19 protein-coding genes are annotated in these 25,089 nt (G+C 58.4%); 9 read left to right on the forward strand and 10 right to left on the reverse strand.

Features of this window, described 5'->3' with window-relative positions; all coding sequences use genetic code 11:
* Positions 1–85: 85 nt before the first annotated feature.
* Both mutS and fdxA read left to right on the forward strand, forming a co-directional pair.
* The gene (gene mutS, locus K325_RS0117070; protein ID WP_029655472.1) at positions 86–2,704 is read left to right on the forward strand and encodes a DNA mismatch repair protein MutS; all 2,619 of its coding nucleotides are present in this window, start codon (positions 86–88) and stop codon (positions 2,702–2,704) included.
* 163 nt (positions 2,705–2,867) lie between these two features.
* Complete coding sequence (gene fdxA / locus K325_RS0117075; RefSeq protein WP_023009330.1) at positions 2,868–3,191, forward strand: ferredoxin FdxA; 324 nt, start codon at positions 2,868–2,870, stop codon at positions 3,189–3,191.
* A 73-nt stretch (positions 3,192–3,264) separates the two neighbouring features.
* Here the strand turns inward: fdxA and K325_RS0117080 are convergent, their stop codons facing one another.
* The 5 genes from K325_RS0117080 to K325_RS0117100 form a co-directional block, all read right to left on the reverse strand.
* Positions 3,265–4,299 (reverse strand): hypothetical protein, encoded by a 1,035-nt coding sequence (locus tag K325_RS0117080; protein ID WP_029655473.1) that lies wholly within the window; start codon positions 4,297–4,299, stop codon positions 3,265–3,267.
* Between the two features lie 129 nt (positions 4,300–4,428).
* On the reverse strand, positions 4,429–5,379 hold the full coding sequence (locus K325_RS0117085) for a DegV family protein (protein WP_029655474.1): 951 nt from the start codon (positions 5,377–5,379) through the stop codon (positions 4,429–4,431).
* A gap of 119 nt (positions 5,380–5,498) precedes the next feature.
* The gene (locus tag K325_RS0117090; RefSeq protein ID WP_029655475.1) at positions 5,499–6,317 is read right to left on the reverse strand and encodes a metal-dependent hydrolase; all 819 of its coding nucleotides are present in this window, start codon (positions 6,315–6,317) and stop codon (positions 5,499–5,501) included.
* A 244-nt stretch (positions 6,318–6,561) separates the two neighbouring features.
* Positions 6,562–7,938 carry a solute carrier family 23 protein gene (locus K325_RS0117095; protein ID WP_029655476.1) on the reverse strand — a complete coding sequence of 459 codons (1,377 nt, stop codon included), beginning with the start codon at positions 7,936–7,938 and terminating at the stop codon, positions 6,562–6,564.
* Positions 7,939–8,032: 94 nt separating this feature from the next.
* Positions 8,033–9,661 carry an acyl-CoA synthetase gene (locus tag K325_RS0117100; RefSeq protein ID WP_029655477.1) on the reverse strand — a complete coding sequence of 543 codons (1,629 nt, stop codon included), beginning with the start codon at positions 9,659–9,661 and terminating at the stop codon, positions 8,033–8,035.
* A 148-nt stretch (positions 9,662–9,809) separates the two neighbouring features.
* On the opposite strand from K325_RS0117100, the gene K325_RS0117105 reads away from it, so the two are divergent.
* Together K325_RS0117105 and K325_RS0117110 are read left to right on the forward strand one after the other, a co-directional pair.
* Positions 9,810–11,309 (forward strand): PAS domain-containing sensor histidine kinase, encoded by a 1,500-nt coding sequence (locus K325_RS0117105; protein WP_029655478.1) that lies wholly within the window; start codon positions 9,810–9,812, stop codon positions 11,307–11,309.
* The gene (locus K325_RS0117110) at positions 11,309–11,959 is read left to right on the forward strand and encodes a response regulator transcription factor (RefSeq protein WP_029655479.1); all 651 of its coding nucleotides are present in this window, start codon (positions 11,309–11,311) and stop codon (positions 11,957–11,959) included. The genes K325_RS0117105 and K325_RS0117110 overlap by 1 nt, the downstream gene beginning before the upstream one ends.
* A gap of 7 nt (positions 11,960–11,966) precedes the next feature.
* Here K325_RS0117110 and K325_RS0117115 read toward each other — a convergent pair whose 3' ends face one another.
* Positions 11,967–13,382, reverse strand: a complete 1,416-nt coding sequence (locus K325_RS0117115) for an aminotransferase-like domain-containing protein (RefSeq protein ID WP_029655480.1) — start codon at positions 13,380–13,382, stop codon at positions 11,967–11,969.
* 203 nt (positions 13,383–13,585) lie between these two features.
* Here K325_RS0117115 and K325_RS0117120 point away from each other — a divergent pair, with 203 nt between their 5' ends.
* From K325_RS0117120 to K325_RS0117130, 3 genes are read left to right on the forward strand one after another with little or no spacing between them, the layout of a single operon-like run.
* On the forward strand, positions 13,586–13,891 hold the full coding sequence (locus K325_RS0117120; protein ID WP_051146704.1) for a hypothetical protein: 306 nt from the start codon (positions 13,586–13,588) through the stop codon (positions 13,889–13,891).
* On the forward strand, positions 13,888–14,697 hold the full coding sequence (locus K325_RS0117125) for a PhzF family phenazine biosynthesis protein (RefSeq protein ID WP_029655482.1): 810 nt from the start codon (positions 13,888–13,890) through the stop codon (positions 14,695–14,697). The genes K325_RS0117120 and K325_RS0117125 overlap by 4 nt, the downstream gene beginning before the upstream one ends.
* 45 nt (positions 14,698–14,742) lie before the next feature.
* Positions 14,743–15,933 (forward strand): BaiN/RdsA family NAD(P)/FAD-dependent oxidoreductase, encoded by a 1,191-nt coding sequence (locus K325_RS0117130; RefSeq protein WP_029655483.1) that lies wholly within the window; start codon positions 14,743–14,745, stop codon positions 15,931–15,933.
* A gap of 4 nt (positions 15,934–15,937) precedes the next feature.
* Here the strand turns inward: K325_RS0117130 and K325_RS0117135 are convergent, their stop codons facing one another.
* From K325_RS0117135 to K325_RS0117145, 3 genes are read right to left on the reverse strand one after another with little or no spacing between them, the layout of a single operon-like run.
* On the reverse strand, positions 15,938–17,485 hold the full coding sequence (locus tag K325_RS0117135) for a phospholipase D family protein (protein ID WP_228128481.1): 1,548 nt from the start codon (positions 17,483–17,485) through the stop codon (positions 15,938–15,940).
* 10 nt (positions 17,486–17,495) lie between these two features.
* The gene (locus K325_RS0117140) at positions 17,496–18,434 is read right to left on the reverse strand and encodes a universal stress protein (protein ID WP_029655485.1); all 939 of its coding nucleotides are present in this window, start codon (positions 18,432–18,434) and stop codon (positions 17,496–17,498) included.
* A gap of 1 nt (position 18,435) precedes the next feature.
* Positions 18,436–19,923, reverse strand: a complete 1,488-nt coding sequence (locus K325_RS0117145) for a SulP family inorganic anion transporter (protein ID WP_029655486.1) — start codon at positions 19,921–19,923, stop codon at positions 18,436–18,438.
* A gap of 299 nt (positions 19,924–20,222) precedes the next feature.
* On the opposite strand from K325_RS0117145, the gene K325_RS0117150 reads away from it, so the two are divergent.
* The gene (locus K325_RS0117150) at positions 20,223–21,503 is read left to right on the forward strand and encodes an MgtC/SapB family protein (RefSeq protein ID WP_029655487.1); all 1,281 of its coding nucleotides are present in this window, start codon (positions 20,223–20,225) and stop codon (positions 21,501–21,503) included.
* A 3-nt stretch (positions 21,504–21,506) separates the two neighbouring features.
* On the opposite strand, the gene alkB is transcribed toward K325_RS0117150, so the two are convergent.
* Positions 21,507–22,157: a DNA oxidative demethylase AlkB gene (alkB, locus tag K325_RS0117155; protein ID WP_029655488.1), complete on the reverse strand. Its 651-nt coding sequence runs from the start codon at positions 22,155–22,157 to the stop codon at positions 21,507–21,509.
* A gap of 90 nt (positions 22,158–22,247) precedes the next feature.
* Here alkB and K325_RS0117160 point away from each other — a divergent pair, with 90 nt between their 5' ends.
* A complete protein-coding gene (locus tag K325_RS0117160; protein WP_029655489.1) occupies positions 22,248–25,049 on the forward strand; it encodes an HD domain-containing phosphohydrolase in 2,802 nt (933 codons plus the stop codon).
* The last annotated feature ends 40 nt before the right edge of the window (positions 25,050–25,089 follow it).

The raw sequence follows: 25,089 nt of genomic DNA on the forward strand, positions 1-25,089 counted from the left end.
CTGACACCACCCTCGGCGTGATAACATCGCCTGCTTTAAAGCCCGAGCGGCCATGCCGATAATTGCCCGGAACCATTGAGGAATTATGACGGACCTGTCCAAGCACACCCCGATGATGCAGCAATACCTGAAAATCAAGGGAGAGCACCCCAACGAACTGGTGTTCTACCGTATGGGGGATTTTTACGAGCTGTTCTACGACGATGCCAAGAAAGCCGCCGAGCTTCTGGATATCACACTGACGGCCCGGGGCCAGTCCGGCGGCAACCCCATTCCCATGGCAGGTGTCCCTTTTCATGCCGCGGAGGGATACATTGCCCGGATGGTTCGCGCCGGCCAGTCCATTGCCATTTGCGAACAGGTCGGTGACCCTGCGACCAGCAAAGGACCGGTAGAACGCAAAGTTGTGCGGATTGTGACGCCGGGCACCCTGAGCGATGAGGCCTTCCTGGAGGATCGTCGCGACAACCTGCTCGCCGCCATCTACCACCACAAGGAACAATTCGGCTTCGCGTCGCTCGACATTTCCAGCGGCCGTTTTGCCGTGTCAGAGCTGGAGAATCTTGAAGCGCTGCAGGGAGAACTGCAGCGCCTGCGCCCGGCCGAAATCCTGATCAGCGAAGACTTTCCCTACGCCGACCTGCTGGAGGGGTTTACCGGCGTTCGCCGCCAGGGCCCCTGGCTGTTTGAATCGGATACGGCACACCGGGTGATCACCCAGCAACTGCAAGTGCGTGATCTCACCGGCTTTGGTTGCGAAGACCTGACCCTGGCCATTTGTGCCGCAGGTTGTCTGCTGCAATACGCCAAGGAAACCCAGCGCACGGCCCTGCCCCATATCCGCAAGCTCACCCGTGAGCGCCGGGAAGAGGCCGTGATTCTGGACGCCGCCAGCCGTCGCAACCTGGAGATCGACACGAACCTGATGGGTGGCCATCAGCACACCCTGGCCTGGGTTATGGACCGCACGGCCACGTCCATGGGTGCCCGGGAACTGCGCCGGTGGCTGAACCGCCCGTTGCGGGATGTCGAACGGGTGCGCCAGCGCCAGCAGTCCGTGTCGGCCCTGCTGGACGGCTTCCATTACGAACCGGTGCACGATCTGCTGAAACGGGTGGGGGATATCGAACGTATTCTGGCCCGGGTCGCCCTTCGTTCCGCCCGCCCCAGAGATCTTGCCCGTCTGCGCGACGCCTTTCAGGCGCTTCCGGAGCTGCAGAAAACCCTGACCCCAGTCCGCTCTCAGCATGTGGTTAAACTGGCAGCCACCATCGGCGAATACCCTGAACTGGCCGACTTGCTAGAACGCGCAATCATCGACAACCCGCCGGTGGTGATTCGCGACGGCGGCGTAATTCGCGAGGGCTTCGACGACGAACTGGATGAACTGCGCAACATCAGCGAAAACGCGGGCCAGTACCTGCTGGATGTGGAAACCCGGGAACGTGAACGCACCGGCATTTCCACCCTGAAAGTGGGCTACAACCGGGTACATGGCTACTTCATCGAAATCAGCCGGGCCCAGTCTGACCAGGCACCGGTGGATTATATCCGTCGCCAGACCCTGAAAAATGCCGAACGTTTTATCACCCCCGAACTGAAAGAGTTTGAAGACAAAGCCCTCAGTGCCAAGAGCCGTGCTCTGGCTCGGGAAAAAGGCCTGTACGACGAGGTTCTGGAAACCGTGGCCGAGCACCTGGCGCCCCTGCAGGACGCTGCCCAGGCCCTGGCTGAACTTGACGTACTGAGCAACTTTGCCGAACGGGCAACCTCCCTGCGCTTCACTGCACCGGAATTTTCCGACAAGCCCGGCTTTGATGTCGACGAAGGCCGGCACCCGGTCGTGGAGCAGTTGCTGGACGAGCCGTTTGTCCCCAACAACCTGCTGATGGACACCCGGCGCCGTATGCTGGTGATTACCGGCCCGAACATGGGCGGTAAGTCCACCTACATGCGGCAGGCCGCACTGATTGCTCTGCTGGCCTATACCGGCAGCTTTGTTCCCGCCAACCGGGCCGTACTGGGGCCGGTCGACCGGATTTTCACACGCATGGGGTCGTCCGATGACATCGCCGGTGGCCGCTCAACCTTCATGGTGGAAATGACCGAAACCGCCAATATCCTGCACAACGCCACCGAGCACAGCCTGGTCCTGATGGATGAGGTGGGACGGGGCACGAGCACCTTCGACGGCCTGTCCCTGGCCTGGGCCACCGCAGAGCATCTGGCAAAGAACATCCGATGCTACACCCTGTTCGCCACCCACTATTTCGAACTGACTCAGCTCGCGGACGATCTGGAACACGCCGTGAATGTTCACCTGACAGCCACCGAGCACGACGACTCCATTGTCTTCCTGCACAATGTCCACGACGGTCCGGCCAGTCAGAGCTACGGGCTTCAGGTAGCGAAGCTCGCCGGAGTCCCTCAGGACGTCATCCGCAATGCCAAGGCTCAGCTGGCCCACCTGGAAGGATTGGAGGCAAGTGCCAGCCCATCCCCCGCTCCAACACAGGTTGAAGAACCCTCGCAGCACATCCCCCGACAGAGCACAGACGATAATACGGCTTTTCAGGGCGACATGTTCGCCATGGCCGAGCCAAGTGCGGTAGAGCAGGCTCTGGAGACACTGGATCTGGACAGTCTCACCCCACGGGATGCGCTGAACCAGCTTTACGAGTTGAAAGGATTGATGGAAAAATAACGGCAAATTGCGCCAAACTTGATCTGGGTAATAACGATATAGCAGGCCAACGCTTGCGGCAGTGTGGGGGGCTCCCTACAATATCGCACCAAATTATAACCGGGGCCGACCGTATAACCGGCTCCTGATGAGACTGAATCTTCTACGAACCAGGGATCCGACTATGGCGTTTATCGTTACTGATAACTGCATCAAGTGTAAATACACCGACTGTGTGGAAGTCTGCCCGGTGGACTGCTTCTACGAAGGCCCCAACTTTCTGGTCATTGATCCGGACGAGTGTATTGACTGCGCCCTCTGTGAACCGGAATGTCCGGCTGAGGCCATTTTCTCAGAAGACGAGCTGCCGGCTGGCCAGGAAGCCTTTGTGGAGATCAATGCCGACCTGGCTGGCAAGTGGCCAAACATCACCGAAAAGAAAGATCCGCTGCCGGACGCAGAGGAATGGGACGGCAAGCCCGACAAGCTTCAGTATCTGGAACGCTAAGGCGGCACGTTGCAAATCAAAAGGCCGGAGGCTTTCACCTCCGGCCTTTTTCGTTGTCGACTCTCCTGATGAGTCAGGTTCGCCCGGCCAGCAACTTCTTTGCCGCCGCAGAACGATAGAAAGGAGCCAACCGGCGCCGTAACAAGGCCTCCAGATACCCCTCCTCCCTGAGCAAATCCACCAGTGGCAACCCTACGGTCTCCAGCTCTGTCACGATAACCTCCCGCGTTACACCGATGTCCGTCAACAGAGTCATCACCGGCTGATGCCCGTAGCGGGCGTAAAGCCCTTCCACCACGACCTGAACACACCCTTCAAAGTATGGCGTTTTCCGGAAATGGAGCCAGAACTCGTAGCCAAGCACCACAAATTCCTGCAACTGAACATCCCCAAGCCCATCCTGAAGTTCTGCCATGGTGCGGTCTTCCAGAGACACCCAGGCAGCCATCACCGAATCCCGCAACTCGTCATCACTCAAGGCCTTGTGCAGAAACTGTTCACTGCGGGCAATCAGGCCCGGCAGGCTGTCGGACAACCAGGCCTTGATCCGCCGCTCAAAAGTCTCATCCAGCCCCGGTACGGCCTTGTTGGCCATCTTCTTGCCGAACTTCATCATTGAGCCCACGCCCGGCACCGAACGGGTAATCAGATTATCTTCGTAGAGATAATTCACCAGGCCGTGATACACCACATTCGAAACCAGCTCCTGATACACCGGGTGAACCATGATCTCACTGATCACCCGTTCGCGCTGGTGTCGCAGTTCCAGGGCTTGTTCAACAAACCCGCTGGCCTGTTCGCGGGAGAGAATATCCCCCAGACGAACCTCGTTCTGAACCGGGGCATTCAGCACCTCGGTCGCCAGTTCCGCCGCCAGCTCAGGCAAACCGGCATCCAGCTCCATATCTACCACAACCCGCTGAATCAGCCCTTTTACCTGCCCGGCGCTGATGACGCGTTCAAGGGTAACCGTACCGGCAAGCTCAAGCAGCTCATCCACTTCCTGATGCAGAAACTTCTTCAGCTTGGCGCCTTTCAGAGCATTCAGTTCGTACTTGACGTGAGCTTCGAGCAACTCGTCCGCCAGGGTCGGAGCAGTCTGAGTCATAAACCGGTTATCCTTTGGCAGGTTTCAGATCGGGCTAAGAGGCTAACATGTCAATGAACATCGCGGGTTTGCCTGAAATACAGCAAACGACAGGAGACTGGGCCAGTCAGAAAGACCGGCCCGGAAACATTACTGAAAATCGCTGAATTCGTGAGGCTCAGCCGCCAGCGCCAGACAAATACTGCCCGGCCCGACATAGATGGCACTGGTGATTCCCATCTGAGAGAGCAATAGCTCAACGCCGTTCTGCTCACAGGCATCCCGGAGCCGGTTCAGCCCCGGCAAGTCTTCAATTTCCGTCCAGCTCAAGCCACAGGACAGGCTTACGTAGGGCGTCAGCAAGCCGGCCTCCACCCTCGCCACGGCATAATTCATCACCTTCTCCACCGCCATGTCGAAATTGCGGGTCTTGGCAACGGGCTTACCCTCCACACCCTGCCCGAAAATCACCGGTATGATATTCAACGCCTTGCCCAGAAACGCAGCTACCGCCGACACGCTTTTGTCACCACGGCGGCGGGCCCGCTCCCGGATGTAATGAAGATCCCGGGGAATCACGCACGTGAAGATTTTGTCGGTAAACGCTTCAACCTCGTGACGAAGGGCATTCTTGGAGAGTTTCTGGCCAATCAGTTTCAGCGTGTGGGCCGCCAGCAGCCCCTGACCGGCGAAGATCTGCTTGCTATCAATCACCCGCATGGAAAACTTGCCATCACGACCGGCGGCCTTACGGGCTTGCTCGTAGTTTGCCATCACCGAGTTCATGGCTTCAGTGGCATTCTGGTGAATCAGACTTCGACTGCGGGTGACGGTTTCACAAATCGCTACGTCAAACTCGGTCACAATTTTTTCCATGAACAGCTTGTGTATCTGCTCCGCACTGAATGCCTCGGTCTCTGCCTCGTGCCCCTTATCAAGCAAACCACTCTGGTAAAACTCCTGGGTACGGACCGGATCGTGGTGATCAACGTAGGTCTGGCCATCAATAATGGCCGTCACAGGCAATACAAACAGGTCGTGTTTGCGGGCAAAGTCAAAGGGCAGATCACAGGCGCTGTCAACGATCAGACCAACTCGCATGCTGAATGTCTCCGGGTTCGGGCGCACGTGTCAGCGGAGGGCGCCCTTTATTATGATTATTCTTCCGTCGCCTAGTGTTACACAGCCTGATGATAATTTCAGTACCCCCGGAGACCGGCTCAGGCCTCCAACTCTCTCAGGTTAGCTTCCAGCAAGCTGCGATTATCCTGCTGCCACGGATGAAAATCCCGCCGGAAATAGGCAAGAAACTCCGGCAAGCACTTACGCAACACCCCGGGCTTTCCCCACAGAAAGTTCAGCCCACCCAACCAGGTACGAACACTCCAGAGTTTACCGTCGGTCCTGAGCAGGCTACAGGTATTCAGGAACGTGTATTTGAAGAAATTCCAGGTCACAAACAGAAACACAATCCGTCGCAGGCTTTCGCTCCCGACACAGGCGCGGTAAACATCAAATGCCACCGATTTGTGCTCGGTTTCCTCAATGGCGTGCCAACGCCAGAGTTGTTTCATGGTTGGGGTGGCCCCCTCCATCCATTCCGGATGGCGAAGAATGGCATTGGCCAGCACCGCGGTGTAATGCTCCGCACCGCATGTCCCCGCCAGTTGGCGACTTGGCGTCAGGCGCCCGACCCACGCCATGTGCTTCTGGAAACGCTGGTCCAGGGCATCAATGTCGTACCCCCGGCTTTTCAGGGCTTCGTTATAGTCCTTGTGCTCACGGCTGTGCAGGGCTTCCTGCCCGATAAAACCTTTTATCTCACTTTTCAGCTTGGGATCTGTTATCTCGTCCCGGTATAGGCGAACAGCGTTGATGAACTGCTGTTCTCCGTCGGGAAACTGTAATGACAGGGCATTGAAAAATGCCGTCCGGAAGGCATCGTTGCCGTGCCAGAGGGTTCTCAGTTCGGCTTTCACATCAAAACGAAGGTGCCGGGGTTTGACCGTGACACCATCGGGAGTGGAGCTGATCGTCATGACCGCCTCCTGTGCTCTGTTTGTTGTTATCGAGGGCTAGGATTCCGGGTATTTTTTAATCAACAGAATCAGTTTACCCCCGCCCAGATGCAAAGAGAAAGGTCATAGAGAGGAAACCCGGACAGATTGTCACAATATGACAACCTGTCAGAGCAAGGGCATCACCAAAAAAAAGGGAGGCTCTCAGGCCTCCCAAGGACACACAGGGGGTCGATGTCGCCGCCGAACAACGGCGACATCAGGTTCAGTGCTCTTTGACCGGCTCCGCACCCGGCGCTTCCGGGTCTGGGGTGAAGCCAAGAAGATGAGTACGCTCAATCAGGAAGTACAACACCGCACCCGTCGCCAGGCCCCAGCCGGCACCGTATACCGCAAGCACGACGCCCATGGTGCCGGCAATGCCGCGCTCAGTGTTGTTCTCCAGCTGCTCCAGCCCGACCATCAGACAGATGTAACCCGTCAGCAACAGAGTCAGCGACAAGGCAATCGGCAGAACCGGCTGGAAGAAACTCACCAGCGGGAGGACGAACAGAGCGATAAAGCCTGTAATCCAGAAGGTGCCGCCACCGCTGTAGATCGAGTCCATGGCATTACGGCCATACTTGTAACGCTCTGCCATGGTCGCCGTGACCGCTGTCCAGATCGGGCCGGCCAGGCCTGGGTATGGTGCAAAGAAGGCATGGCCACCGTTACGAATAGCCGTCACCAGGTGCACCCGGTCGATGCTGTTGTCGATATCCTCATCCTTACGAAGGTGGTCAACCCGGTTCATCAGGGACTGCCCCACCACAATATCGCCAAACGCAATCACGTAAGCGATCACCGCCGTTGGGATGGCGTACAGGAAAATATTCAGATCCGGAAAGCCAACGGTAAATGGCAGGTAGTTCCACAACTCGCCAAACGCGGGCTTGGTAATGCCCCACTCCACGTTCGGTACGTCATATTCGCCGGTGGCAAATCCAACCAGAATGGCCACCACCATGCCAGGCACCATGCCGTAGTTCGCAATCTTCCGGGCAATACTGCTTTTATCGACAAACCCTTTGAAAGACACAGAGAACATCAGATACAGACACACCAGGCCACCCACGATCAGGGAGATCGGCGTATTCGCCAGACGACCACCGGCTTCAATCTCGCCCATCAATGCGGCAATACCAGCCCCGATGATGATCCCGCCTTTCATGGAACGGGGAATCCAGTTCACGAGTTTACTGCCAAGCCGGGTGACACCCAGAATCAGGAAGATAAGAAACACCAGAAACTGAAGTGCGAACAGCGCCTGAATGGCCTCAGGGCCGGGCTCGTAGTCTGAAAGAAACAGCAAGACCACGGGGATACCGGGCGTGATCCAGCCAGGTACCAGAGGCACCCCCAGAAGGGCAGGCAACATGAAACCGATGCCACAAACCACCACGTAGGCCAGCGCCACATCGTAGGGCACACCCAGGTATTTTTCGAGGAGCGGAATCATAGCCAGACTGACCACAAACATGATCAGCGCCTGAACCATCTCCGCAAATTCCCAGCGGTAATGTACGAAAGGAAGTCGAATCTTGAAGGGACCAGCCGGCCAATACGGCTGCTCTTCACCGTTTTTTCTGTGGAACATTTGCATAAAGAAACCTCCGGGCACCCTGTTTCAGGTACCAGCCAATGTTGTTTTTGTGGAGAGGTGTGGCTGCGCTGACAGGCGCAGCCGTTTTAGGTAATCAGTTCAAATCTTTAGCCTGGTCCCTCAGTACAAACTTCTGAATCTTGCCTGTGGAGGTTTTCGGCAGCTCCGTAAAGACGACAGTCTTGGGAACTTTGAAGCGGGCCAGATGCTCCCGACAGAAACCGATAATGTCCTCCTCAGACACATCCCCGGCTTCCGGCTTCAGCGTGATGAACGCGCAGGGAGTTTCTCCCCACTTTTCATCAGGCCTTGCCACAACGGCAGCTTCCAGCACGGCTGGGTGTCGATACAGGGTGTCTTCCACCTCAATGGTGGAAATGTTCTCACCGCCGGAAATGATGATGTCTTTCAGGCGATCTTTGATCTCCATGTAACCGTCTTCATGCCAGACTGCCAGGTCTCCGGTGTGGAACCAGCCACCACGGAAGGCTTCTTCTGTCGCCGTCGGGTTCTTGAGATAACCTTTCATCACGGTATTACCGCGCAGGAAGATCTCTCCGATGGTCTTACCGTCTTTGGGAACCGGCTGCATGGTGTTGGGGTCACCGACCATGGTTCCGCCCATCGTGTGATAGCGCACACCCTGGCGGGCCTTGATTCTGGCGCGATCCTGCAGGGGCAGCTCGTCCCATTCCGACTTCCAGGCACACACGGTAACCGGACCATAGACTTCGGTCAGGCCATACACATGAGTCACCTTGATGCCCATCTCCTCGATGGCACCAATCACCTGGGCAGGGGGCGCCGCACCAGCAGTCATGGATTTCACTTCGTGATCAATACCCGCCTTGGCTTCCGGCGAGGCATTCAGCAGCGCATTCAGGACAATCGGTGCGCCACACATGTGAGTCACCTGATGATCCCGGATCAGCTTCAGGATCTTCTCCGGGTCTACGCGGCGCAGGCAAACATGGGTACCGGCCATCGCGGTGATGGTCCAGGGGAAACACCAGCCGTTGCAATGGAACATCGGCAACGTCCACAGATACACCGGATGCATATCCATTGACCATACCGCCTGGTTCCCCAGAGCATTGATGTAGGCACCGCGATGATGGTAAACCACGCCTTTGGGGTTACCCGTGGTACCCGAGGTGTAGTTCAGGGAAATGGCATCCCACTCGTTATCCGGGAAGCTCCACTGATACTGAGGGTCGCCTTCCTGCAGGAACGCTTCGTAATCCAGGTCGCTGACCTGCACACCTTCGCCGTATTCCGGGTCATCAACATCGATCACCAGCGGTTTATGCTCCAGATGGCGAACCGCATCCTTGACCACCTGCCCGAATTCACGGTCGGCAATCACTACCTTGGCTTCGCCATGCTCCAGCATGAACGCAATGGCCTCAGCGTCCAGACGAACGTTCAGCGTATTCAGCACAGCGCCGATCATGGGAACACCAAAATGGCACTCCACCATGGCCGGAATGTTTGGCAGCATGACCGCCACAGTGTCACCACGCCCAATACCACGACCTTTCAGGGCTGACGCAAGGCGCAGACAACGCTCGTAGGTTTCGGCCCAGGTCCGGCGGATGGCACCATGAATGATCGCCGGATAATCCGGGTACACATTGGCGGTTCTTTCAATAAAATCTATGGGAGACTGGACGGCATAGTTCGCGTCCCGGGGCTCGAGCCCCTGGTCAAAGATCGACGTCATCGGCGTGGTCCTCTAACTTGAGTGTTGTTTTTATCGCGTATTCAGGAGAATCGCTAAAGCAGCTATACTCAGTCGTAGCGAAAATGGTAGATCACACAAAATACACTAGAAACTCTACCATGGTATTATGGGAAAAATACTATAAATCATGACAGATCCCAGTAATCATCGAAGAATCAACCTGTTACTGGACAGCGATCCGCAACCCACGCTCCTTCTGGAAGTTGGCGCCACGGTGTCAGACTGGAATCAGGCCACCCAGGCTCTGCTTTCATCCCATGACGGCCCCTTTCCGGAGGATCTGCTGCCTACCAATGCAGTGGCTCTGGTTAAGGCGGCACTGGAACAGGGCCGGGCCATCGAGAACGTGGAATCCCGGTTCGGCTCCAGGATCTATCTGTGGGGGTTCATCCCGCTGCCCGGCCAACATCAGGTGCTGGCCCGTGGCCGCGATGCCACTGACGACATACAGAATCAGGAGCGCGCCGTGCGCTCCAACCGCCTATACCGTCTGATTACCGAAAACACCACCGACCTGATTTCCCGACACGCGCCAGACGGGCACTTTATCGATGCCACACCCGCCTCGTGGCGCCTGCTCGGGTACTGGCCAGAGGAACTCAGAGGGAAGGCCCTTGAAGAGGTTTTTCAGGGGGACAATCTGGCCGAAGCACTGGCCCATACCCGCCACCGCCTGAGGGAAGACGGCTACGCCACGCTCACCGCCGAGCTCAGGCACCGGGATGGCAGCCGGCGCTGGTTTGAGATCGCCAGCCGAGCCATCCGTGAGACCTATACCGGCGCCGTGGTGGAGGTGATCAGCGTCTCCCGTGACATCACCGCCCGGGTCGAGTCCGAAGAACAGAACCGCCTGCTGGCCGACGAACTGGCCCACACCGCCCGGCTGGCCACTTTGGGCGAGCTGGCCTCCAGCATTGCCCATGAAATGAACCAGCCTCTGGCGTCCATCGTCAATTTTGCGAGTGCCAGTCAGCGTTTTCTCAAAGAGGCTGACAAACACCCCGGCCGGCTGGCGAAAGTGGAGGATGGGCTACAGAAAATCGTCCATCACGCTAACCGTGCATCAGAGGTCATCAAACGCCTGAGGGCCTTCCTTCGGAAAGGCCAGAAGCGCATGGCTCCGGTCTCTCTGAACGCGGTCATCAGCGACGTGGTCCGCCTGTGCCATTGGGAAGCGGAGAAAAACGGCGTGCGTCTTCAGGAACACCTGGCGGCGCCCTCTCCCGTGATTGCCGCCGACCCGGTGCTACTGGAACAGGTACTGATCAACCTGATCCGGAACGGCATTGATGCCAACCTTGAAGCCCACGCAGGCAGTATGTCCCATATCGTCGTCACCACCTGCGTAAATGATCAGCAGGAAACCCTCATTCAGGTTACGGATGAAGGCACAGGGCTGAACGAAGAAGGCATTCGCCAGATGTTTCAGCCTTTCTACACCAGCAAACCCAAAGGCCTGGGGCTCGGGCTTTCCATGAGCCGGTCCATTATTGAGGGCTTTGGCGGGTTTCTGGACGCCATACCAGCCAGTACCGGCGGCCTGTCCCTGATCTGCCGGTTTCCAACCAGCCAGAACCGGCTGTCTCCCAACCGAACCCAAGACACCCAGCCAGGAGAAACACCCTGATGGCAGACACACAGAACACCGTCTACGTTGTTGATGACGATGCCGGCATGCTCGAATCCACCCAGTGGCTGCTCGAATCGGTCGGCCTGAACGTCAAAGGGTACAGTGACGGGCGACAGTTTCTGGACGCAGTGGAGCTTCAGCGACCGGGCTGCGTGGTGCTGGATATCCGGATGCCCGGGCTGGGTGGTCTGAACGTTCAGGAAGAGCTCCAGAAACGAAGCATTGAAGTGCCCATCATCTTTGTGTCGGGCCATGCCGATGTCCCCATCGTGGTGCGGGCATTCAAGTCCGGCGCGTTTGATTTCATTGAGAAGCCCTTCAACGAACAGCTGCTTCTGGACAGCGTTCAGCAAGCACTTCAGGGCAGTGACGCACCGGACCCCGACCCTGCGGTTTCAGCCAGTACCGAAACCCTGCTTGCCAGTCTGACACGCCGGGAAAAAGACGTGTTTCTGCCTTTGGCACAGGGCTACACCAGCAAGGAAATTGCCGAACAGCTGGATGTCAGCGTAAAAACCATCGATCTTTACCGGGCCAGGGTCATGAAACGCCTGGGAGCGGAACGGCTGCCCGATGTGACCGGGCTGGCGGTTGCCGCCAGACTTCTCGACCCGCTTCAGCTCAGGGCACCCCACCGCACAGACTAACGCCGGTTCAGCCACTCTCCCGCTGGACCTCGTGGGCCAGAGAGCCAAGGCGAATGACAGCGGTTTCCAGGCGCTCGGTCCAGGGATTACCACCATTGAGCCTCAGGCAGTTTTCGAACTTACGGGTGGTCGAGAACATCAACCCGGGGGCGACGTTGATGTTCTCCGCTCGCGCACGACGCCCCACTTCAGTCCCTGATACGCCATCCGGCAACTGAACCCAGAGCACAAAACCACCCTGGGGACGGCTGACGGCCGTTCCCTCCGGAAATGAGCGCGCCACCGCACTGCGAAGGCGTTCCGTCGCGTCCCGGTAGTGTTGTCGGGCACCCCGCAAATACCGGTCGTAACCGCCCTGCTCCAGAAAATGGGCAACCGCCAACTGTGGGATGGTCGACGTCGCCAGATTCACAAAGTACTTATGCTGCCGGGCACTGGCCATGTGCCGGCCAGGAATCATCCACCCCAGCCGCAGTCCTGGTGAGATGGTTTTTGAAAATGAACTGCAGTAGATCACGTTGTCCGCCCGGTCAAAGGCCTTGGCAGGCCGCGGCCGATCCCCGGAATGATGCAAATCACCGTATATGTCATCTTCGATCAGCGGCACATTTGCCGCTGCCAGCATCGATACCAGCTGTTTTTTGCGCTCGTCCGTCATCCGGGCACCCATGGGGTTACTGTGGTTCGGCACCACCACACAGGCTTTCAGCGGCCACTGTTCCAGCGCCAGTTGCAGCCCTTCCAGACTGATACCGTCGGACGGGTGCGTTGGGATCTCGATCACCCGCAGCCCCACTACCTCCAGCGCCTGAAGGATGCCCGGAAAGGACGGCGACTCCACGGCAACGATATCACCCGGCTGAGTGACCGCCCGCAACGCCAGAATGATCGCCTCCTGAGCCCCGTTAGTCGCCAGCACGTCGTCCGGTGAAACAGGCACCCCCAGAGCGGCCATTTTCTGGGCAATCTGTCGGCGAAACGACTCCTTACCGGGAAAGGCGTAATCCAGAGTTTCCAGCCCCCGCCGGGCGGCCCAAATCGTACTCTGCTGGATCTGCCGCAACGGCAGATAATCCGCGTGCGGAATGGCCGTTGCCAGTGGCACCATGCGTTTCTGCTCATCGGCGCACAGATCCAGCGCCATTTCCCGGGCCGTTACTGGCAGCGGCTGGCTTCGCTGGTCGGCCATTCTGGGCTCCGGAATTTCTCTGGCTGGCAGGCGCACAAAGTACCCGCTGCGTTCCCGTGCCTGCAGATACCCCCGGGCCTCCAGCGTCTGGTGAGCCTGGAGCACCGTTGAAATACTCACTCCCAGCTGCCGGCTGAGCACACGCACGCCCGGCAGGCGTTCGCCCTCCCGGTAGACACCGTCCCGAATCAGCCCCTGAAGCTGCTCCGCCACCTGATTGTAGAGCACACCCATGACGATCTCCGTTTGATTGGCTGTTGACCGCACTATTGCAGCAGATCCTGCACCGGCTCGGGCAGCACAGATTGGCGACTTTCTGACCAGCACAGACGCTATTATAGGCAGCCTGTGCCGATCCAAAGACAACCCTTCTGAATCTGTTATGCCTCTCTCGCTCAGTGAACAATAAAGACATCCCGTGAAGAAGGAGTCTGACCATGGCACACGCACACCCGGCTGAGGAGCATTCCGATGAATCGGCCCCAGTGACACAAAGCCGAAAAAAAGATCTCTTCCGGCTGTCCGGCCCGGATACCGGACACAAGCCGCAGCCTCATCTGGCCGCCATGAAAGCGCTCAGCCGGGAGGGCATCCGGGTGATTCCCATCGGCCCCGGCCACTGGGTTCTCAGGGGCTCTCAGCCGCTGCCGGAAATTCACTGTTACAGTGAACAGGAACTGCAACGATTCGCCAACTCGACTGCCCGACACTATCTGACCAAAACCCACCGGAGACCCCGATGAACACAACCCCGATCTATCAGGTTGATGCATTCACCAACCACCTCTTCGGAGGCAACCCAGCCGCGGTCATGCCGCTGGAATCCTGGTTGCCGGATGCTCAAATGCAAGCGATCGCGCTGGAAAACAACCTGTCGGAAACCGCCTTTCTGGTTCCACTGACCGGCGCCAGCCAGGCCGACTTTCACATCCGCTGGTTCACCCCTGCGGTGGAAGTCCCACTGTGCGGCCATGCCACACTCGCTTCGGCCTGGGTCATCTTCAATCGGCTGAACTGGCAAAGCGAGACTGTGCGATTCCATTCCGGAAGCGGCCCTCTGGCAGTCACCCGCTGCCCGGACGGCTGGCTGGAACTCGACTTCCCGAACCTGTCCACGGAAACGGTGCCAACCCCGGCCCTGATCTCCGAGGCGTTGCCCGAGGCCCCTCCTGAGGCCCTCTACGTGCCCAACGACACAAACTACATGGTGGTTCTGGAGAATGACGACGCGGTCCGCATGGCCACCCCGGATCTGCGCAAGCTGGCAGCCCTCGGGAATCAGGGCCTGATTGTGACGGCCAGGGGAATCAACTGTGACTTTGTCAGCCGGTATTTTGCCCCGGGCGCAGGCATTGATGAAGACCCGGTTACCGGGTCCATTCACAGCGTGCTGGCGCCCTACTGGGCAGAACAGCTTGGAAAAACGCAGCTCAGAGCTCGCCAGCTATCCGCACGGGGAGGCGAACTGCGCTGCGAACTTCGGGGCAACCGGGTCGCCATCTCCGGACAGGCTGCCTTCTATATGGAAGGTTCCGTACAGCTGCCATGAGGCTGGTATACTGCCCGCCGTTTTCCACCAACAGCGGGCGGTACCATGGCAGTTTCAGCTTCAGCGTATGACGTAATCATCATCGGTGCCGGCGCAGCCGGGCTGATGTGTGCCGCCACCGCTGGTTACCGTGGCCGGCGTGTTCTGGTGGTCGATCACGCCAACAAACCGGGCAAAAAAATTCTGATGTCTGGCGGGGGACGCTGCAATTTCACCAACCTGAACAGCACCCCTGCAAACTTTCTCTCCAACAATCCCCACTACTGCATCTCAGCGCTTAAACGATACACCCCCCAGGATTTCCTGGAACTGGCGGATCGCCACGGCGTGGAGTATGAGGAGAAGGCCCCGGGCCAGCTGTTCTGCCGGGATAGCGCCAGGGATATTCTGAACGTGCTGCTGACCGAGTGCGAATGGGCCGGTGCTGAGATCCGGCTGAAAACCGCGGTGCAGGCGGTACGGGAGGCCGACAGAGGGTACCAGGTGACAACCAGCGACGGAGCTCTGACCTGCGAATCTCTGGTGATCGCCACAGGCGGCTTGTCCATTCCCACCATGGGCGCAACCGGCCTCGGTTACGAACTGGCAAAACAGTTCGGGCTAACGGTGCTACCAACCCGTGCCGGGCTGGTACCGTTTACCCTGCAACCGGAGCTGAAACAACAACTGGCGCCCCTCTCGGGGATCAGTTGCCCGGTTGATGCCCACTGCCACAACCAGCACTTTCGCGAGCCCCTGCTGGTTACCCATCGGGGCCTCAGTGGCCCGGCTATGCTGCAGGTCTCAAGCTACTGGCAGCCAGGGGAAACGATACACATCAACCTGCTCCCCGGCCAACGCGTTCACGACGACCTTCTGACGCTGAGAAACGAAAAACCACAGGCCACGGTTGCCCAGTATCTTGGCCTGCACCTGCCCAAACGTTTCGCTCAGGCCTTCAACGACCTGAACGGCTGGCACGGACCACTACAGGCCTGCCGTAATCAGGACATTGAGCATATTGCCCGGACTCTGGACAACTGGAGCGTGAAACCCGCTGGCACCGAAGGTTACCGAACCGCTGAAGTCACCCTGGGGGGCGTCGATACCCGACAACTATCTTCCCGAACCATGGCCTGCCTGAACAGACCCGATCTCTACTTTATCGGAGAAGTTGTGGATGTCACCGGCCACCTGGGCGGCCACAATTTCCAGTGGGCCTGGGCGTCCGGCGTGGCAGCAGGAAATGAAGCCTGAGGGCTTACAGATACTTCTCAATCGGCAGCCAGGACAGAACTCGCGACATTGCACGCCGCCAGAAGCCGACCTCGGGCTCATGCGGTATGGTCTGAGCCCCTTGATGCCAAACCAGCTCATCCCGGTCGTTCAGTACGACCTGCCAGCTGTTCTCGGGCGCCATGGCATAACGAATGTCGTCGGCAACCGCAGCCGCCAGTTCCGGGCTTCTGATCACCAGGATGGTCTCACCGTTGAGATAGATGGAACGAAGGTTGACGTTAAACGACCCGATAAACAGGGTTTCACGATCAAAGACCACCGCCTTGGAATGCAGGCTGACCTCCCCTCCTTTACACGCTTCCTGAGCCGCAACCCAGCGCTGGCATGCCGGGGCATCGGGGCGCAGTTCATGTAACTCAATGCCTTGTTCCAGCATGGCCCGACGCCAGCGGGCATATCCGGAATGATTGGTCACAAGATCATTGGTTGCCAGGGAGTTCGTCAGCGCAGCAACGTCGAGTTCCCCGCTGCGCCGCTGGGAGAGAGCTTGTAACTGTTCATCGGTCAGGATCAGATAAGCAGATTCAATCAGGATCTCTGACCCGGCATTTTCGACCAGTTGGTACAACGCCTCGGCAGTCCGCTGGGGTTCATTGGCAGGTGCTTCCGGGTTCTCTGGTGGTGCGTCAAACACCAACTCTGCCGGTGCCAAAATCAGGCCGGAGAACAGGGTTTCCAGATACGTTCTGGCGACATCACGGCTGTATGGCAGCGGTGCATTGTAGGTTTCCGATTCAACGCGTTTCCTGAAGGCAGCAAAATCTGCCTCGCCAGACTCCGGCTTGGTATAAAGCCGTTCCAGAGGCAATGTCCAGGCGCTGCCCCAGTATGCTTCAAAATTCCGGGTCATGTCCCCGGCCAGAGCCCCCAGCACCAGAACATCCCGATCCCGGAAATTCAGGTTCGGGTGCTGGTCGAAATACTCATCACCGATATTTCTCCCACCGGCGATTCCCGCCAGGCCATCCACCACGAAGGTCTTGTTATGCATGCGCCGGTTTATGCGGTCAAAGTCCGTGATGAATGACAGCCAGCGACCAAGACCATCCCGCGACCGGGACGGATTGAAAATCCGGACCTCGATGCCCGGATGAGCATCCAGCAACGCGAACAGAGATTCCTTCCCGGCAACGTTGATGTCGTCCAGCAACAACCGGACCGACACCCCACGCTGTGCCGCCGCAACCAACCGACTGGCCAGGTACCGGCCAGACGCATCGTCATTCCAGATATAGTACTGGGCGTCGATGCGCTGATGGGCGGTTTCGATCAGCGCCGCCCGCGCCAGAAACGCATCCTGCCCGGTGTTCAGCAACCTCAGGCTCGGCAATCCCGAGTCTTCCCGAGCCTGGGTCTGCGCCTGCAAAAAGGCATCGGGCTCAGACATGACCGGCTCCCCTGGCCCGTGAATCATGGGCACAATCCCTCCTGCGCAGCCCGTCATGGTGCCCGCAAACAACAGGGCGAAGACCCCCTTTACAATCAATCGCGCCAGCCTTTGGTTGGGCAATGTCGACTCCCTATCTCAGTATAACGAGAGGCTTGCGCGCCGTTTTCAACATCATCGTCGTGGTACTGCCAACCAGGAACTGGCGAATTCTGGAATGACCGTACGCCCCCATCACCAGCATGTCGATATCGTGTTGTTCCTGGTAGGCGTGCAGTGCCGGTTCCACATCCCCGGCCCGGACGGCAAGTGTGATCTCCACACCAAGCCCATGCAGCATCTGCTCGGCTTTCTTCAACTGCTCCCAACGATCCGGCGTTTCCTCGCCCACCATCACCAGGTGCAGCGGCAAGTTTTTCAAAACAGGGCTTTGGGCGATCATTTCGACGCCTTTGAAAGCGGTTACACTGCCGTCAAAGGCCACCATCGCCGTTCTGGGCTCCGTGAATTCATCCGGCACCAGCAGAATCGGGCGGTTCACGCTTCGGATCACCGTTTCCAGCTGGCTGCCAATGTGGGTCTCACGGTCGGAGCTGCTTTCTCCGTGCAGCCCCATCACAAACAGTCGGGTGTTCTTTTCCAGCGTCGTCAGCGCTTCCGTCAGGTTGTCATGGCGCTGGCGTTTCTGAATGTCAGCAACACCGGCCGCTTTCACCCGGGCTTCGGCTTCATCCAGCAGATGATGACCATGCTCCAGAGCCAGCTTGGCACGTTTGCGATCCAGCTCTGCCAGTTCATCCAGAAGGTGTTCCCGGCTTCCCAGGCCAATACTGCCTGCCAGATCGGGCTCTGCGGGGTAACGCCCCTCGTCCAGAACGTGCAGCAGCATCAGGGGCGTCCCCGTATGCCTGCTCGCCCAGGCCCCGTAATCGCACACGGCCGGTGCCGCCCGGGAGCCATCAATACACGCCACAACGTTCAGATTCTCTGCCGACATAACTGCCTCGCCTTGCTGGTGATTCTGTTTGTCATTATCGCTGCGAATTTCAGCATTTGCCTTGGTTTGGGTCATATCAATGCCCCATCAACGGGTCAACCACCTCGGGCTTATCGTGCACGCCAAACCGGTCAACGATGGTCGCGCTGGCCTCATTCAGGCCGATAACCTCAACATCGGCCCCTTCACGACGGAACTTGATCACCGCCTTGTCCAGGGCACCTACGGCGGTGATATCCCAGAAATGCGCCCGGCTGAGATCAATCACCACATTATCCACCGCTTCCTTGAAATCAAAGGATTCCAGAAACTTTTCCGAGGAGCTGAAGAACACCTGGCCCACCACGGTATAGCGGCGAGTACCCGTGGCCTCATCCAGTTCCGGGGTCACCAGCATGTAATGCCCTATCTTATTCGCGAAGAACAGCGCCGCCAGCAACACACCCGCCAGAACACCAAAAGCCAGGTTATGGGTGGCGACCACCACCATCACCGTCACCAGCATCACGATGTTGGTAGACAAGGGGTGCTTCCGGAGATTACGAACAGAATCCCAGCTGAAGGTACCAATGGATACCATAATCATGACCGCCACCAGGGCCGCCATGGGGATCTGCACCAGCCACTGGTCGAGCACCAGCACCAGAATCAGCAAACAGACCCCTGCCGTCAGGGTGGATAACCGGGTGCGGCCACCGGATTTTACGTTGATGATCGACTGGCCAATCATCGCACATCCGGCCATCCCGCCCAGGAGGCCCGCACCAATGTTGGCAACGCCCTGCCCTTTACACTCACGGTTACGGTCACTGGTGGTGTCGGTCAGATCGTCTACGATGGTGGCGGTCATCAGCGATTCCAGCAGCCCCACCACCGCCAGACCAATTGAGTACGGCAGAATGATCATCAGGGTTTCCAGTGTCAGGGGCACTTCCGGCCACAGGAATACTGGCAGGGTATCCGGCAACTCTCCCATATCCCCCACCGTCCGGATATCCAGGCCCAGAATCATGGACACAATGGTCAGCCCGACAATGCACACCAGCGGCGATGGGACCAGTTTCCCCACCGTTGGAATCAGGGGAAACAGATAAATGATCGCGAGGCCCGCCGCTGTCATGGCGTAAACGTGCCAGGTAACGTTGGTCAGTTCCGGCAACTGAGCCATGAAAATCAGAATCGCCAGCGCGTTCACAAAACCGGTCACAACGGAACGGGACACAAACCGCATCAGCCCACCCAGCTTCAGATAGCCGGCGGCAATCTGGATCACCCCTGTCAACAGCGTAGCGGCCAGCAGGTACTGCAGCCCATGTTCTTTCACCAGTGTGACCATCAACAGGGCCATGGCACCTGTGGCGGCGGAAATCATCCCGGGCCGGCCGCCCACGAAGGCGATGATCACCGCGATACAGAAAGACGCATAAAGGCCAACCTTGGGGTCCACTCCGGCAATAATCGAGAAAGCGATGGCTTCGGGAATCAGGGCGAGCGCCACCACAATGCCGGCGAGCAGATCGCCACGAATGTTAGAAAACCATTGTTGCTTGAGTGCATTTACCATAGTCGGGGATGTCCAGTGATTTCAGAGCTAATAATTCCGTGGCCTGCCCCGCCAGACGGCGACCGGGCAAACGACCGGGTGTGCGCAGAAGATCCTGACCTCAGCCAGTGAAGAATCGATGAAACGCTAGGGTGGAGGGATCGTCACGGGTCTGGCGGGCTGCGCGTTGGTGAAAGTCAGATAACGGTAAAAAAGGGCGCGAAGCATACCAAAAAACACCCTGAAGCGTAAGCTGGCACAGGACAGTTGACGGGGAATTGCCTAGAATGGCTTACCCTTTTATTTGCCGTGACGTGAGTATGGACGACGTAGCAAACCAGTTTATCAGCGCCAACCAGACCACCATCCATCTCGCCGTTGCCCTCCTTCTGGGGGCCATCATCGGCCTGGAACGAGGCTGGGATGCCCGTGAACAGAAAGCCGGAGAACGCATTGCCGGTATCCGCACGTTCTCACTGATCGGCCTGCTTGGCGGTATCGCCGCGCTGCTGTCTGAACAAATTACACCCTGGGCTTTCCCGGTCTTGCTGTTGAGTGTTGTGGCCATGGGGCTGGTGGCCTACAGCGAACGCCTTGAACATATCCGGAATTTCAGCATCACCGGTATGGTAGGCATGCTCCTGACCTTCTGTTTCGGGGCCGTCGCAGTGGCGGTGGACCCGGTAATAGCAACCGCAGCCGCGGTGGTGACCGCCATCATTCTGGACAACAAAGAAGAAATCCACGGCTGGGTGCACAAACTTCAGGCCAGCGAACTGGATGCCGCCCTCAAGTTACTTCTGATTTCCGTGGTGATGCTGCCGCTGCTCCCCAATGAACCCATGGGCCCGGGCGGCGTGCTGAATCCCCGGGAGATCTGGTGGATGGTGGTCATGATTGCCTCCATCTCGTTTGTTGGCTACTTTGCCATACGCGTGGCCGGTGCCCGCAAGGGCATTCTGTTTACCAGCCTGTTTGCCGGCCTGAGTTCCTCCACCGCTCTGAGCCTGCACTTCGCCCGCCAATCGGCCAAAAACCCGGGCTTCAGCCCCCAGTTCGCGGCGGGGATTCTGATAGCCTGCGGCACCATGTTTCCGAGAATTCTGGTCTACTGTCTGGTCATCAACAAAGACCTGCTACCCAGCCTCGTCTGGCCGGTGGCCATGATGACAATGTTGCTCTACGTGCCAGCACTGGTCATCTGGCGTCGCAATGCGCGTCAGCTGGAGATCAGCCAGCCAACCATGAACCAGAACCCCCTTGATCTCTCATCGGCCCTGGTCTTCGGGATTCTGCTGACCGCTATCCTGCTGCTGGGGGAATTTCTGAAGAACGCATTCGGCGACGTCGGTATCTACGCCCTCGCCGCCACCTCCGGCGTGGCCGATGTGGATGCCATCACCCTGTCCCTGACCCGCATGTCGAACGACAGCCTGGGCATGGATACCGCTGTGCTGGGAATCGTCATCGCCGCCGCGGTGAACAATCTGGTCAAATCCGGAATCGCCTGGAGCATTGGCAATCGCCAGACCGGCTTACTGGTGGCTGGGCCCATGGTGCTGTCACTGGCCGCCGGACTGGCGGTAGCCTGGTTCCAATAGGCCCTACCCGGCCCGGCGAAACGTCAGGTTGAACCGCACCGGGCCGGTCACCGGATGTTCACCGGGTTTCAGCGTCAGGACCCCATGGTATCGCAAACGCGAAGGACCTCCCCAGACCACCACATCACCGTGTTCAAGCAGAATGCGTTCCGTGCGGTCCGTGCGCCGCAACCCGCCAAGCTGAAACACAATTGGCAACCCCAGAGACACCGACACAATCGGAGATGAAAAGGTTTTTTCGTTTCTGTCCTGGTGCAATCCCATCCTGGCTCCGGGCTGATAGCGGTTGATCAGGCAGGTGTCCGGAGCGAATCCGGGAAATCCGGCGGCCTCAGCCGCGGATCTGGCCAGCGCCACGAAGCTTTCCGGCATGGCTGGCCAGGGCCGGCCGGTCTCCGGGTCCTGAGACTGGTACCGGTAACCACCCTCATCCGTCACCCAGCCCACCTGTCCACAGCAAGCCATGGCAACCGACATCGAATGACCACCCGGTGTTTTCATATGGCGAAATGGCGCACTCCGGGCGACGGCCAGAATAGCCCTGACCAACACCTCGTCCTGCGCGACCGCATACTGCCGCAGTAACGTTACGCCCTCGTCAAAAGCCTCCCTCGTTTGCTCACCGGCCAGCCCTGCAAACAGATCGGCCGTCATAAGCCACCCCCTGATCTTGCGTAATCGGAATAATACCCGTGAAGCGTCTACACTTAGGATGCCTATCATCCGTTGCTGGAATTGGACGCCATGGAACAAAAACGACAGGCTGCCCGGGTCTCCCTTGCTTTCCTGATTGCTTCCACCATCACTCTGGGCATGCTCACCCTCGCGATTGTGCTGGTTGCGCAGAGTTACCGGGGCATGGAACAAGCCAAAGTCACCGCCGCAGCCGCCACCGCCAGGCAGTTTGCGATCAGCGTCGATGACCGGATCAACGCCATCACCCAGCCTCCATCGACCGCTCTCGCGGTACTACGGCACGACACACTGAATCGACTTCCCAGCCTGGAGCAGCGGCTGCAACGCCTGCCCGTGATTGCCGATGTTCTCGCCAGTAGCCGCATTGTCAGCGCCGTTTACGCAGGCTACGACAACGGGGACTTCCTCCTGTTCCGGAAAGTCCACAGCTCCGGGTCCCTCCAGTTTCCGGATGCGCCAGGCAATGCGCGATACCTCCTGCAAAGCCTTGAGCGCAACGGTCAGAAACGTCGTGGCGTCTGGCGGTTCTACAACGAAGCACTGGACTTGCTTGAACACCGGGTGTTGGAACACTACGACTATGATCCACGCACACGCCCCTGGTACCAGAATGCGCTGGCAGGCGACGTCCTGCAACTGTCAACACCCTATGTTTTCTTTACCACCCAGGAAACCGGCCTGACGCTGTCGCAAGGAGCGGCAAACACTCCGGGCACCGTTCTTGGTATCGACGTAACGGTCACAGACCTTGGTGATCAGCTTGCAGAGCTGAAGCAGACGCCAGGCAGTCGGCTGGCCATCATGAGCGAAACCGGCGAACTGCTGGCCGATGCCAACCGGCACACCGAATCAGACGACCTGCTGACCCTGGCCATGCACATCGGAAACACCCCCGGCATCCATCGTTTCGAGCACCAGGGCAGAGCATGGTATGGCATGACCGAGCCCCTCGAAACCCTGCCCGGAGAAGCTCTCTCAATTGTCGTCGCCATTCCCTCAGACGAGTTACTGGCCGATGTCTGGGCGGCGCTGGCGCGCCAGACCACCATTGCCAGCGCCATCGCACTGTTGCTGTTGATACTTGGATGGTTTCTGGGCCGCCAGGTGGGCAAACCCCTGGAACGGCTGACCAATCGGGTAAGCAACCTCTCGCAGTTCCGCTTCGATACTCAGGTTCGTTCGGAATCCCACATCCGGGAAGCCTCCGAACTGGGGATCGCCCTCGACGACATGGCACGCACCATCCGAAGCTTTCAGAGCATCGCCACCGTGCTGAACCGCGGCCAGGACCTCAACCAGCTCCTTCGGGATATTCTCGACCAGATCATTGCCATCGTCAGCCAGCAACGAGGTGCCATCTACCTGTTTAACAGCCATCAGCAACAACTGGACCTTGCCGTCGACCGTGGTCTGGAACTTCCCACCCGCCTGTCTCACATCCCCTCCAACGCCGATGACAACGACATCATCCGCCAGTTGCGCTCACACATTACCGGCCATCCGGTCTTTGCGATTCTGCGCAACCGCCGTAAAAAACTCATCGGCGCCCTGATCATCGAGATGGAACATGGCAGCCATACGCATCTGAGCGACGACCTGATCGTCTTTGTCGATGAAATTGCCGGTTCTGCTGCAGTGGCCATTGAGACCCGGGAGCTGATCGAGAGCCAGCAGGCCCTGCTCGATGGCATTATTCGACTGGTGGCAGGCGCCATTGATGCAAAGTCCCCATACACGGGGGCCCATTGCGAACGGGTTCCCAGGCTCGCGCAGATGCTGACGGAGGTTGCCGAGCACGCCACGGAAGGCCCTTTTGCGGACTTCAGGATGACTGAAGACGAGCGCTATGAATTCCATCTCGCCGCCTGGCTCCATGATTGCGGCAAGATCACCAGCCCCGAGTATGTCGTTGACAAATCGGTCAAGCTGGAAACGATCTACAACCGTATTCATGAGATACGAACCCGGTTCGAGGTGCTTCACCGGGATGCGGATATCCACTATCTCAACACCTGTCTGGCCGGCGGCGACCCTGAACAGGCCGCCCGGGAAAAAGAAGCCCGCCAGGCCCGGCTGCAGTCCGATTTTGCCTTCCTTGCCAACGCCAACCTGGGCAGCGAAGCCATGTCGGACAACGACGTCACACGCATTCGCGAGATTGCAGCGCAAACCTGGCAACGCCATTTCAGTGATCGTGTCGGGCTGTCCCGTGACGAACAACAGGCTCTGACCGGGATCCCCGAACAGAGCCTGCCCGCCACCGAGCCACTGCTGGCAGACCACCCCTGGCACCTGAGACCCTGGGGCGACCGGGTGCCCCCGGTTCAGCGGGACGATCCCCGCAACCGCTGGGGCTTCGACATGACACTGCCCAAGCATGCCTGCAACCGGGGCGAACTTCACAACCTGACCATCCAGTACGGCACTTTGTCGGAAGAAGAACGCTTCCGCATTAATGAACATATTGTCCAGACCATCTGCATGCTTGATGCCCTGCCCCTACCCGACCGACTGGCGAACGTCCCCCGTCTGGCGGGCACTCACCACGAACGAATGGATGGCCAGGGTTACCCGTACGGCCTCAGGGGTGAAGACATGAGTATTCCGGAACGCATCATGGCCATAGCCGACATTTTCGAAGCACTCACCGCCGTCGACAGGCCCTACAAGAAGGGCAAAACTCTGTCTGAAGCCCTCAGCATCATGGACAAGATGGCACAACAGGGGCACATCGACCCAGAGGTCTTCCGACTTTTTGTCAGCTCCGGCACCTACCGAAGATACGGCGAACAGCATTTAGATGCGGGCCAGATGGATACCGTGGATGAAAGCCTGTTCATGAAGCGATGACCAAAAACACGTATATTCTCAGGACTGTTTACTCAACCAA

Origin of the sequence: Marinobacter daepoensis DSM 16072 (genome assembly GCF_000421165.1) — a bacterium.
GTDB lineage: Bacteria > Pseudomonadota > Gammaproteobacteria > Pseudomonadales > Oleiphilaceae > Marinobacter > Marinobacter daepoensis.

What these genes read in the sequence shown, in the direction of transcription:
- mutS (WP_029655472.1), top strand. Translation starts at nt 86, where the DNA reads ATGACGGACCTGTCCAAGCACACCCCGATGATGCAGCAATACCTGAAA.
- fdxA (WP_023009330.1), top strand. Translation starts at nt 2,868, where the DNA reads ATGGCGTTTATCGTTACTGATAACTGCATCAAGTGTAAATACACCGAC.
- K325_RS0117080 (WP_029655473.1), bottom strand. Translation starts at nt 4,299, where the DNA reads ATGACTCAGACTGCTCCGACCCTGGCGGACGAGTTGCTCGAAGCTCAC.
- K325_RS0117085 (WP_029655474.1), bottom strand. Translation starts at nt 5,379, where the DNA reads ATGCGAGTTGGTCTGATCGTTGACAGCGCCTGTGATCTGCCCTTTGAC.
- K325_RS0117090 (WP_029655475.1), bottom strand. Translation starts at nt 6,317, where the DNA reads ATGACGATCAGCTCCACTCCCGATGGTGTCACGGTCAAACCCCGGCAC.
- K325_RS0117095 (WP_029655476.1), bottom strand. Translation starts at nt 7,938, where the DNA reads ATGCAAATGTTCCACAGAAAAAACGGTGAAGAGCAGCCGTATTGGCCG.
- K325_RS0117100 (WP_029655477.1), bottom strand. Translation starts at nt 9,661, where the DNA reads ATGACGTCGATCTTTGACCAGGGGCTCGAGCCCCGGGACGCGAACTAT.
- K325_RS0117105 (WP_029655478.1), top strand. Translation starts at nt 9,810, where the DNA reads ATGACAGATCCCAGTAATCATCGAAGAATCAACCTGTTACTGGACAGC.
- K325_RS0117110 (WP_029655479.1), top strand. Translation starts at nt 11,309, where the DNA reads ATGGCAGACACACAGAACACCGTCTACGTTGTTGATGACGATGCCGGC.
- K325_RS0117115 (WP_029655480.1), bottom strand. Translation starts at nt 13,382, where the DNA reads ATGGGTGTGCTCTACAATCAGGTGGCGGAGCAGCTTCAGGGGCTGATT.
- K325_RS0117120 (WP_051146704.1), top strand. Translation starts at nt 13,586, where the DNA reads ATGGCACACGCACACCCGGCTGAGGAGCATTCCGATGAATCGGCCCCA.
- K325_RS0117125 (WP_029655482.1), top strand. Translation starts at nt 13,888, where the DNA reads ATGAACACAACCCCGATCTATCAGGTTGATGCATTCACCAACCACCTC.
- K325_RS0117130 (WP_029655483.1), top strand. Translation starts at nt 14,743, where the DNA reads ATGGCAGTTTCAGCTTCAGCGTATGACGTAATCATCATCGGTGCCGGC.
- K325_RS0117140 (WP_029655485.1), bottom strand. Translation starts at nt 18,434, where the DNA reads ATGACCCAAACCAAGGCAAATGCTGAAATTCGCAGCGATAATGACAAA.
- K325_RS0117145 (WP_029655486.1), bottom strand. Translation starts at nt 19,923, where the DNA reads ATGGTAAATGCACTCAAGCAACAATGGTTTTCTAACATTCGTGGCGAT.
- K325_RS0117150 (WP_029655487.1), top strand. Translation starts at nt 20,223, where the DNA reads ATGGACGACGTAGCAAACCAGTTTATCAGCGCCAACCAGACCACCATC.
- alkB (WP_029655488.1), bottom strand. Translation starts at nt 22,157, where the DNA reads ATGACGGCCGATCTGTTTGCAGGGCTGGCCGGTGAGCAAACGAGGGAG.
- K325_RS0117160 (WP_029655489.1), top strand. Translation starts at nt 22,248, where the DNA reads ATGGAACAAAAACGACAGGCTGCCCGGGTCTCCCTTGCTTTCCTGATT.